A 10,336-nucleotide genomic window follows, 5' to 3' on the forward strand; every position below is an offset into this window, starting at 1 on the left:
CTTTGCTAGGAAATGCCCATGCTCATGTCTTCCACCGACCGCCCCGCAAAGCTCAGCTATGGCCCCAACGGCTTCCGTGTGCTCAGCCCCGGCCATTTCGTGACCTGCGCCGTGACGGGTGAACCGGTGCATCTCGAAGTCCTGCGCTACTGGAGCGTGGACCATCAGGAAGCCTACGCCACCGCCGAGGTCGCCACCCGGCGGCTGCTCGGACAGGTATGAGGCTGCGCGCCTTTACGCTCGTATCGCTGTCCACGATCGCCACTGCAGTTCTTGGCAGCGTGCTGGCGCTGACGGGCGGTGCCGGCAGTCCGGCTCATGCCGCGCCGCCGCAGGCCGGCGCCGCGCATCTTGCCTATTCGGGCGAACTGACGCAGGGCGGCTGGATTCGCGGAACAGTGCCGGAAGGAACGAAATCCCTGTCGCTGGATGGCCAGCCCGTCGCGATTGCGCCGGACGGCGCATGGTTTGCCGCATTCGATCGTGATGCAGGGCGGACCGCCAGGCTGGCGATGACAGCTGCCGATGGCGGCGTAACCACGCAACCCATCACGATTGCGCCTCGCGCCTGGAAAATCGAAAACATCAACATTCCCCGCAAGCCGGGAGGCCCTACCGAGGCGTTCATGGAACTGCGGCGGCCGGAACTCGCACGCATTCAGGCGGCCCGGGCCCTGCAGACGGAAGCTCAGGGTTGGCGGGAGCATTTCATCTGGCCGGTCAAGGGCCGCATTTCCGGCAGGTTCGGTTCACAACGGATCTATCGCGGGGAGCCGGGCAGCTATCATTCGGGAATCGACATCACATCGGGCGCCAGCGGCACGCCGTTCGTGGCACCTGCGGACGGGGTGGTGATCCTGGCGGCGGACAAGCCCTTTACGCTCGAAGGAAATCTGCTGATGCTCGATCACGGCATGGGGCTCAACAGCGCTTTCCTGCACTGCTCGCAAATCCTCGTGAAGGAGGGCGATCACGTGAAGCAGGGGCAGGTGATCGGCCGGATCGGCATGACCGGGCGTGCGACCGGCCCGCACCTGCACTGGTCTATCAAGTGGGAGAATGCGCGGCTTGATCCTCTGCTGTTCACCGGGCCGATGAATTGACGGAAATGATTTTCCGGCAAGCATGCGGCACCGTGGCAACGCCCTAGGAGCGCACGGTGCGCCGTTCCATCATTTTCCTGCTGCCGCTTCTGGTCTTGCTGGCATTTACGTGGATGCGGTCTCCCCGGCCTGCTTGGGGCCGCCATGACCTTAGCATTCGCATGGTTCCACAGGCGATGCCTTCGAAGAGAATCCTGGCCTCCTATCTGGGGCCGTTCCGGTTCGAAGGGGGCTGGCAGCTGCGCTCGCGCAACATGCGCTTCTATGGCTACTCCTCTATGGTCCCCCAACCGGACGGCCGCATCTGGGCCTTCAATGATGCCGGAGGATACGTCAGGTTTTCTCCGCCCGGCACGATGCCCTCAACGCCCCAGGTAGCCGAGATCACGTTTACCGGAAGTGGCCAGGAGAAGATATATCGCGATGTCGAGGCCACCGTGCATGACCCTGCCACGGGCCGGTACTGGCTCGGCCTCGAGGGAGGCAATCAGATTGTCCGCCTGAACGCCCGTCTGGCCGAGGACGCGCGCGTTTCGCCGGCGGCGATGGCCGCCTGGGGCGACAATACCGGCCCGGAAGCGATGGCGCGGCTGCCCGACGGGCGTTTCGTGGTGATTCGCGAGACTCCGCGGTCGCTTTGGGGCGACCGCTTGCACGAGGCCGTGCTGTTCGATGGCGACCCCATCAAGCACCGCGACGGACACAAGATTATGTTCGACGGACCGGACAATTTCTCTGTCGTCGATATGGCGCTGCTGCCTGACGGCCGCGCGCTCATTCTCATGCGGCGCTTGCTCTGGCCGCTGCCGATGCGCTTTGCCGGGCGAATCGTGATCGCCGACACGGCGCAGATCCGGCCGGGCAAAGTCTGGCACTCGACGCCACTGGCTGCGCTTGCGTCGGTGCTTCCAGTCGACAATTTCGAGGCGATCGGCGTGGTGCCCGGGGCAGACGGCAGGATTACCGTCTGGCTGATGTCCGACGACAACAGCATGCGCATCTTGCAGCGCACGTTGCTCTGGAAACTGTCAGTCGATCCGAAGCGACTGCCCTGGCCAAGGCGCTGAATGCTGACACACGAAAAGGCGCACAGCTGCTGCTGCACGCCCATCGTTGGCTAACCTGACCGGCCCTTCCTGCGAAGGGCCCGGAAAATCAGGCGGCCTGCTTCTTCTTGAGCTCGCGCTTCACCTTGAGGGCGCGCTGCGAAAGCTTAGCATCCGAAGCCTTGAGCAGCCAGTTGTCGAGACCGCCGTTGTGCTCGACCGAGCGCAGGCCGTGGGTAGAAACGCGGAACTTGAAGCTGCGCTCCAGAGCTTCCGACATAAGCGTCACGTTCTGCAGGTTGGGCAGATAGACGCGCTTGGTCTTGTTGTTGGCGTGGCTGACGTTGCAGCCGACCTGGCGGCTCTTGCCGGTCAGTTCGCAGATGCGGGACATGTCTACTCTCGCTCGAAAAAATCTGTTGCCGTTTGTACGGGAAGGCGCGCCCTTACCGATTCCCCCCTGCAAGGTCAAGTTGCATGGCGGAATTCAGCGCGCTAGCGCATCACCATGAGCAAATGGCCGCTTCCCGAATACATGCAGATGGCTCTGGCGCAAGCGCGCGAAGCTGCCGATTCGGGCGAAGTGCCGATCGGCGCGGTGGTGGTGAAGGACGGAAAGGCGATCGCCACCGGCCGCAATGGCCCGCGTGAACGTCACGATCCTACCAGCCACGCCGAAATCGAGGCGATTCGGGCCGCGGCCCGGGCGCTTGGCAACGAACGGCTCGAGGGCTGCGAGCTGTGGGTGACGCTGGAGCCCTGCGCGATGTGTGCGGGCGCCATCGCCCACGCGCGAATCGCCCGGCTTTACTACGGCGCGTCAGACCCCAAGGGTGGGGCCGTCGAACATGGCGCGCGGGTGTTCGAGCATGAGCAGTGCCTGCACCGGCCGGAAGTCTATCCGGGAATCGGCGAGACCGAATCGGCAGAGCTGCTACGAGGCTTCTTCCGTGAACGTCGCTGAGCTCTAAAGGCCGCGCCAGATTTTCAGACTGGCCTTGTCTGACGGTCCGAATTGGGCCCGGCTGCAGCGCCTGGGCATGAAGTCCTTTCCGTAGCAAAGCCGCACTTCGCGCAGCCATCCGGTGCGGCTGAGGTCCACGCCGACATATTCGGGCTTCCAGGCAGGATTGCTGGTCACGAACGCCTTGCGCAGGTCACCCACGGTGAGGTCTTTGCGGCGCGAGAGCAGATCGGCATCGGGCCAGCGGACCGAGCGCCACAGGATGGCGGAGACGTTGAAGTATTTCTCGGGCTTGCCGGTCATGCAGGTGCCGTGCTTGAGCCATTCGTGCACCAGCAGGCCGGTCGACGGCGTCATGCACAAGTTGCGCCGCACAACTTCTTGCGAAGGTAAAGGTGCGCTGGCGCACCATTGCGGGGCTGGTCCGCCCAGCGCTTCGGGCCAGAGACCGTGGAGAATGAATCCGAAACGCCCGTTGCGGCGGGAGCACTGCATGGAGCGGGTATCGCCGCTGGTCTTGCAGTAGTCGGGAGACCAGCTTGCCGCGAGTGTATAGCCGGTGACCGGCAGCTTGCGCACCGGGCCGTCCGGTGCAACCGGGCGGATGGGCGTGATGCTGTGCGGCAGGGTGCATTGATAAGCCTGCGCCATGACCGGGGCAGGCAGCAGGGCCAGCAGGATGGCCGCAATTCTCACAACGGTGTGAAATCCAGTCCGATGTCTGCGGCCGGCGCGCTCTGGGTCAGGCGACCGACCGAGACGTAAGTGACACCAGTGGCGGCGATGGGGCCGATGGTCGAGAGGTTCACCCCGCCGGAAGCTTCGGTGGGTACGCGTCCGGCGACCAGCGCCACGGCTTCGCGCAGCATGTCCGGGCCCATGTTGTCGAGCAGCAGGTGGTGTGCTCCGGCCGCGATGGCCGGTTCGATCTGTTCGAGGTGGTCGACCTCGCAAATGATCTGCGCCACGCCTGCGGCCTTGGCGCGGGCTACGGCGGCGCCGACACCTCCGGCGACAAGCACATGGTTGTCCTTGATCATTGCAGCGTCCCACAAGCCCATGCGGTGGTTCTGCGCGCCGCCCATGCGGGTTGCGTACTTTTCGAGGTGACGCAAGCCCGGGGTTGTCTTGCGCGTATCGAGCAGGGTTGCGTGGCCGTTCATGGCATCGACGTATTCGCGGGTCATCGTTGCGATGCCGGACAGGTGCTGCACAGTGTTGAGCGCGGAGCGCTCCGCTGTCAACATCGCGCGGGCATTTCCGGTCAGGCGCATCAGGTCTGCACCGGGCTCGACGCGTGCACCTTCTGGGACGAGAATTTCGATCTCCATGGCAGGGTCGAGCTTGCGAAAAAAGGCCGCCGCTATCGGCAGGCCTGCCACTGTGATGGCGTCGCGCGAATCCATCACGCCGGAAAACCGGGCATCCGCGTCGATCACGCTTTCCGAAGTGACGTCATGACCGCCGCCGGTAAGGCCCACGCCGAGATCCTCGGCCAGGGTGGCATCTATGAAGGCGGCCAGATCGAAGCCGGGAATGGAGAATGCGTTCATGGGCTGGCTCTCTTGCGCATCGGGGGGCGAATGTCGAGTGGTGCGCGAATGGGCCGAAGATGCGTGATTGCCGAAAGGCCGCTGAATCGTTAGCTTTTGTGCAATGCACCCAGAATTGCTTCACGCGGCCGAAGACCCGCAAGCCGAACGCGCCAGGCCGTGGTACGCCCACACCTATACGCAAGTGCTCATCGCCATCGTGGCTGGGGCAATGCTGGGGTATTTCAGCCCGGCGACGGGAGAGGGCTTCAAGCCGCTCGGCGATGGTTTCGTCCACCTCGTGAAGATGATCATTGCGCCGGTGATCTTCCTGTCGATCGTCACCGGCATTGCCGGGATGCGCGATCTCGGCTCGGTCGGCCGCGTGGCGGCCAAGGCCTTTGGTTATTTCTTCACCTTTTCAACGCTGGCGCTGTTCGTTGGGCTGATCGTTGCCAACGTGGTGCAGCCGGGCGCGGGGCTCAACATCGATCCGGCCTCGCTCGATGCGTCGAAAGTCGCGGGTTATGCCGCCAAGGCGCATGAGAATACCGTGGTCGGCTTCCTTCTCGGCGTGATCCCCGAAAGCCTGCTGTCCGCGCTCACCGACGGCAACATCCTGCAAACGCTGTTCGTGGCGATCCTCTTTGGCGTGGCGCTGCCACTGATCGGACCGCGCGGTGAACGCATCATTGCCGCGCTGGAAGATCTGTCACTGGTGGTCTTCCGGATTGTTGCCATCGTGATGAAAGCGGCGCCGCTGGGTGCGTTTGGCGCCATGGCCTACACAATCGGCAAGCACGGCGTGGAGTCGCTGGCAAATCTCGTGTTTCTGGTCGGCACGTTCTATTTCACCTCGATCCTGTTCGTGGTGGTCGTGCTCGGCGCGGTTTCGCTTTGGGCGGGCTTCTCGATCTTCCGCCTGATTGCCTATCTCAAGGCCGAGCTGCTGCTGGTGCTGGGCACCTCATCGTCAGAGAGCGCGCTGCCGCTGCTGATCGAGAAGATGGAGCGGGCCGGCTGTTCGCGTCCGGTCGCCGGTCTGGTGATCCCGACCGGCTATTCGTTCAATCTCGACGGAACCAATATCTACATGACGCTGGCGGCGCTGTTCATCGCGCAGGCCTGCAACGTGGATCTCTCGCTGGGCGAGCAGCTGCTGTTGCTCGGCGTGGCCATGCTGTCGTCGAAGGGCGCGGCCGGCGTGACGGGGGCGGGCTTCGTGACGCTTGCCGCCACGCTCTCGATCGTGCCGTCGGTGCCGGTAGCGGGCATGACACTGATTCTGGGCGTGGACCGTTTCATGAGCGAATGTCGCGCACTCACCAACTTCATCGGCAATGCCGTGGCATCCGTCGTGGTCTCGCGCTGGGAAGGCCAGCTTGATCATGCGCGGCTCAAGGCTGCGCTGTCGGGGACCCTGCCGGAAGAGCCCCTGGCTGTTGCCCAGACGACTGCCAATTCTGCCCCGGATGCTGGCGAGGCCGTAGTTTCGTAGATTTGCGGGCGGTGCCGGCATGGCCGGCGCCGCCCAGCAGCATCAGCCCATAATGCCTGCTGCCGCGAGCACGGCGCTCGTCAGCACGTCCGGTGCGATCGCCGTCATCGGCACCACCTGCACCGGCTTTTCCATGCCGAGCAGCATCGGGCCGATATTCGTCGCGCCGCCCATCTCGCGCAGCAGCTTGGCCGAGATATTGGCCGACTGCAGACCGGGCATGATCAGCACGTTCGCTGGCGCAGACAAGCGGCAGAACGGATAGAGCGCCATGATCTTGGGATTGAGCGCGGCGTCGGGGGCCATGTCCCCTTCATATTCGAAGCCGGGGTTCTGCTCGTCGAGGATGTGGACGGCACCACGGATGGTGTCGAGCCACTTGCCGGACGGGTTGCCGAAGGTCGAATAGCTGAGGAAGGCGACCCGTGGCTCGTGGCCCAGCTTGCGGGCCACGGCAGCTGTCTCGGTGGCGATGACCGCCAGTTCCTCGGCGCTCGGGCGTTCGTTGATCGTGGTATCGGCCAGGAACACAGTGTGCGTCTTGCCGACCAGCATGTGGATGCCGAAAGGCAGCTTGCCTTCGGCCGGATCGAGCACCCGGCGCACTTCCTTCATCGATTGTGCGAACGGGCGGGTCATTCCGGTGATCATCGCATCGCCCACGCCCAGCTTGAGCAGACCGGCCGCAAAGACGTTGCGATCGGTATTGCACATGCGCTGGACGTCGCGCTGGAGGAAACCACGGCGCTTGAGGCGCTCATAGAGCATCTCCACCATCGGTGCGACGTACTCGGATACCGCGGCATTCTCGATGTGGTAGCTTTCAGGATCAGAGACCCCGAGTTCGGCCATCAGGTCTTGAATATGTTGCGTGCGGCCGACCAGGATCGGTTCGCCATAGCCGAATTCGCGGTACTGGATGGCGGCACGCAGCACCACTTCGTGATCGGCTTCGGCGAAAATCAACCGCTTCGGGTTCGCCTTGACCTGCGCGTAGACGTTGCTGAGCACCGACGTAGTGGGATTGAGGCGCGCTTTGAGCTCATGGCGGTAGGCGTCGAAATCCTCGATGTGCTTGCGCGCCACGCCCGAATCCATCGCCGCCTTGGCGACGGCGGAGGGCACGACTTCCATCAAGCGAGGATCGAATGGAGCCGGGATGATGTATTCGCGGCCGAACTGCTGGGTCTCACCGTAGGCGGCAGCCACTTCCTCGGGCACTTGCTGGCGGGCGAGCTCGGCGATGGCACGGGCAGCGGCGATCTTCATTTCCTCGTTGATCGCGGTAGCGTGGACATCCAGCGCGCCGCGGAAGATGAAGGGGAAGCCCAGCACGTTGTTGACCTGGTTCGGATAGTCCGATCGGCCCGTGGCGACGATGGCGTCAGGTCGCACTTCCTTGACTTCGGGCGGAGTGATTTCCGGGTCCGGATTGGCCATTGCGAAGATGATCGGCTCGGGCGCCATGCCCTTGACCATGTCCTGCGTGACGGCGCCCTTGGCCGAAAGGCCCAGGAACACATCTGCGCCCTGCAGCGCCTCTGCCAGCGTGCGCTTGTCGGTCATGACCGCGTGGGCGGACTTGAACTGGTCGACGTTTTCGCGGCCGGGATAGATCACGCCGCGCGTGTCGCAGACGAGCACGTTATCGTGTTTCACGCCGACGGACTTGATCAGCGAGGTGCAGGCCAGCGCCGAGGCACCGGCGCCGTTCACCACGACCTTGATGTCCTCCAGCTTGCGGCCGGTCAGGTGGCAGGCGTTGATCAGGCCGGCCGCCGCGATGATCGCGGTGCCGTGCTGGTCGTCGTGCATGACCGGGATCTTCATCCGCTCGCGCAGGGTCTGCTCGATGATGAAGCACTCGGGTGCCTTGATGTCCTCGAGATTGATGCCGCCGAAGCTCGGCTCCATCATCGCGATCGCTTCGATGAGCGCTTCGACGTTCTCGCTGGCGAGCTCGATGTCAATGGAATCGACGTCGGCGAAGCGCTTGAACAGCACCGCCTTGCCTTCCATCACCGGCTTCGAGGCCAGCGCGCCGAGATTGCCCATGCCCAGGATCGCAGTGCCGTTGGAGATCACCGCAACAAGGTTCCCCTTGGCCGTGTAGTTGTAGGCAAGGGCCGGATCGTCGGCGATCGCCTGCACAGGAACAGCCACGCCGGGAGAATAGGCAAGCGAAAGATCGCGCTGGGTCGCCATGGGCTTGCTGGCGATGATCTCGATCTTACCCGGACGGATCGTCTCGTGGTAGAACAGCGCTTCGCGCTCGGTGAACTGAACCTTGCTTTTCTCGGACAAGTAATTTCTCCCCGGCTTCGTCCGAGCCCCTAACGGATGTTGGCGTCACGCGATAGGGGAAAGGATCGAATGCTACGCTTCACAAAAGCAGAAACGGGGCGCTAACGCTGGCGCCATGAGTGGAGCTTCAAGCAGCCAGGGCGTGACCCCGATGATGGCCCAGTACCTCGCCTTGCGTGAGGAAGCTGGCGATTGCCTGTTGTTCTACCGCATGGGCGACTTCTTCGAACTGTTCTTCGAAGATGCCAGGAAGGCTGCCGCGATTCTGGATATCGCGCTCACGACGCGTGGCGAGCACAATGGAGTGCCGATCCCGATGTGCGGTGTGCCGGTGCATGCGGCTGAAGGGTACCTTGCCCGTCTGATCAAGGCCGGTTGCCGCGTCGCCATCGCCGAACAGACCGAAACGCCGGCCGAGGCCAAAAAGCGTGGCGGCTCGAAGGCATTGGTGGCGCGCGGCATCGTGCGGTTCGTCACCGCAGGAACGCTGACCGAGGAAGCACTGCTCGAGCCGCGCCGGGCCAATGTTCTGGCGGCGGCCTGTGCGATGCGGGGGCTGGTGGGCATCGCGGCCTGCGACATCTCGACCGGGCAGATGGAGCTTGAGGAATGCGCGCCAGACCGTCTCGGCGCTACACTCGCGCGTCTGGGCGCTCGCGAACTGGTGGTGCCCGATGGCTGGGAACTGGCGCCGGAAGAGGCTATTGCCCGTTCGGGTCACGAATTTTCCTCGGAAGGCGGCGAGGAGCGGCTCAAACTTATCCACGGCGTGACCACACTGGATGGCTTCGGCACTTTCACGCGGCCAATGCTGGCGGCCGCTTGCGGGTTGATTGCCTATCTGGACCATGTCGGTCGCGGGAACCTGCCCTTGCTGCTGCCGCCGCAAGCACGAGCGGGCGAGGCTACCCTTGCGATGGACGAGGCGACGCGGGCCAGTCTGGAGATTCTCGAATCCTCGCAAGGCGGGCGCAAGGGCAGCCTGATTGACGCCATCGACCGCTGCGTGACCGGCGCGGGCGCGCGCCAGCTCGCAGAGGATCTTGCGGCACCGCTGACGGATCGTGCTGCGATTGCCGAGCGGCTGGAACTGGTGGAGTGGCTCCACGACGATGCCTTGCTGCGCGAGGATTTGCGGACAGCCCTGCGGGCCCTGCCCGACGTCGGGCGCGCGCTGGGCCGCGTCGTTGCGGGCAGGGGCAGTCCGCGCGACCTCGGCCAGTTGCGCGATGGCCTCTCCGGTGCGCGCACGGTGGCTGACCGGCTGGCGCGGCGTGACGGCCTGCCGTTTCTGCTGGAAGTCCTGCTGCCCGAGCTGGGCGGCCATGGCGCTCTGGTTGACCATTTCGAGCGCGCGCTTGTGCCCTCTCCGCCGACCGAGCGCGGGCAAGGGGGCTATATCGCCAGCGGCTATGATGCCGCGCTTGACGAGCTGCGTGTGATGTCAGGCAATGCGCGCCGCGCCATCGCCGCGCTCGAGACGAAGTACCGCGAGGAAACCGGCGTCGCGGCGCTCAAGATCAAGCACAACAATGTGCTCGGCTACTTCATCGAAGTGCCTCAGCGCCATGCCGACAAGCTGATGGAGCCGGATAGCGGTTTCTCTCACCGTCAGACGATGGCGGGGGCCATGCGCTTCAATGCGCTGGCGCTGCACGAGGAAGCCAGCCGCATTACCGAAGCGGGCGCGCACGCACTGGCGGCCGAAGAAGCCCACTTCGAGGAACTGGTCGCCGAGGCCGTGGCGGCACGGCGGCAGATCGCCCGGACGGCTGCCGCGCTGGCCCGCATCGACGTTGCCGCCGGGCAGGCCGAGCGGGCCGCCGAGGGCGGCTGGACGCGCCCGCAGGTGGTCGAAGGGCTGTCGCTGGAAATCGAGGGCGGCAGGC

At 64.4% G+C, this 10,336-nt stretch carries 10 protein-coding genes; 6 read left to right on the plus strand and 4 right to left on the minus strand.

The genetic code is table 11. From position 1 onward, the window contains the following. Positions 1-18 precede the first annotated feature (18 nt). Genes MTR64_RS15360 through MTR64_RS15370 form a run of 3 tightly spaced genes read left to right on the plus strand, consistent with a single transcriptional unit; the run spans position 19 to position 2,170 of the window. Positions 19-222 carry a DUF2093 domain-containing protein gene (locus MTR64_RS15360; protein ID WP_243995187.1) on the plus strand — a complete coding sequence of 68 codons (204 nt, stop codon included), beginning with the start codon at positions 19-21 and terminating at the stop codon, positions 220-222. Beyond that, positions 219-1,103, plus strand: coding sequence for a M23 family metallopeptidase (locus tag MTR64_RS15365; protein WP_243995189.1), 885 nt, complete (start codon positions 219-221; stop codon positions 1,101-1,103). Before MTR64_RS15360 ends, MTR64_RS15365 begins: the two co-directional genes overlap by 4 nt. Positions 1,104-1,159: 56 nt before the next feature. After that, positions 1,160-2,170: an esterase-like activity of phytase family protein gene (locus MTR64_RS15370; RefSeq protein WP_243995191.1), complete on the plus strand. Its 1,011-nt coding sequence runs from the start codon at positions 1,160-1,162 to the stop codon at positions 2,168-2,170. 88 nt (positions 2,171-2,258) lie between these two features. Here the strand turns inward: MTR64_RS15370 and rpmB are convergent, their stop codons facing one another. After that, complete coding sequence (gene rpmB, locus MTR64_RS15375) at positions 2,259-2,543, minus strand: 50S ribosomal protein L28 (RefSeq protein ID WP_243995193.1); 285 nt, start codon at positions 2,541-2,543, stop codon at positions 2,259-2,261. 114 nt (positions 2,544-2,657) lie between these two features. On the opposite strand from rpmB, the gene MTR64_RS15380 reads away from it, so the two are divergent. Continuing rightward, complete coding sequence (locus MTR64_RS15380) at positions 2,658-3,113, plus strand: nucleoside deaminase (protein WP_243995195.1); 456 nt, start codon at positions 2,658-2,660, stop codon at positions 3,111-3,113. Positions 3,114-3,116: 3 nt separating this feature from the next. Here MTR64_RS15380 and MTR64_RS15385 read toward each other — a convergent pair whose 3' ends face one another. Next, entirely contained in the window at positions 3,117-3,809 is a 693-nt protein-coding gene (locus MTR64_RS15385; protein WP_327194281.1) for a ribonuclease T2 family protein, read from the minus strand. After that, a complete protein-coding gene (gene nadC, locus MTR64_RS15390) occupies positions 3,806-4,666 on the minus strand; it encodes a carboxylating nicotinate-nucleotide diphosphorylase (protein WP_243995198.1) in 861 nt (286 codons plus the stop codon). Before nadC ends, MTR64_RS15385 begins: the two co-directional genes overlap by 4 nt. Positions 4,667-4,769: 103 nt before the next feature. Here nadC and MTR64_RS15395 point away from each other — a divergent pair, with 103 nt between their 5' ends. Then, a complete protein-coding gene (locus tag MTR64_RS15395; protein ID WP_243995200.1) occupies positions 4,770-6,143 on the plus strand; it encodes a dicarboxylate/amino acid:cation symporter in 1,374 nt (457 codons plus the stop codon). A gap of 42 nt (positions 6,144-6,185) precedes the next feature. Here MTR64_RS15395 and MTR64_RS15400 read toward each other — a convergent pair whose 3' ends face one another. Further along, positions 6,186-8,447, minus strand: a complete 2,262-nt coding sequence (locus MTR64_RS15400; protein ID WP_243995202.1) for an NADP-dependent malic enzyme — start codon at positions 8,445-8,447, stop codon at positions 6,186-6,188. 115 nt (positions 8,448-8,562) lie between these two features. On the opposite strand from MTR64_RS15400, the gene mutS reads away from it, so the two are divergent. Next, on the plus strand, positions 8,563-10,336 hold a 1,774-nt coding region (gene mutS / locus MTR64_RS15405; protein WP_243995204.1), incomplete at its 3' end, for a DNA mismatch repair protein MutS.

The organism is Novosphingobium album (ex Hu et al. 2023) (assembly GCF_022832385.1).
Taxonomy (GTDB): Bacteria; Pseudomonadota; Alphaproteobacteria; order Sphingomonadales; family Sphingomonadaceae; genus Novosphingobium; species Novosphingobium album.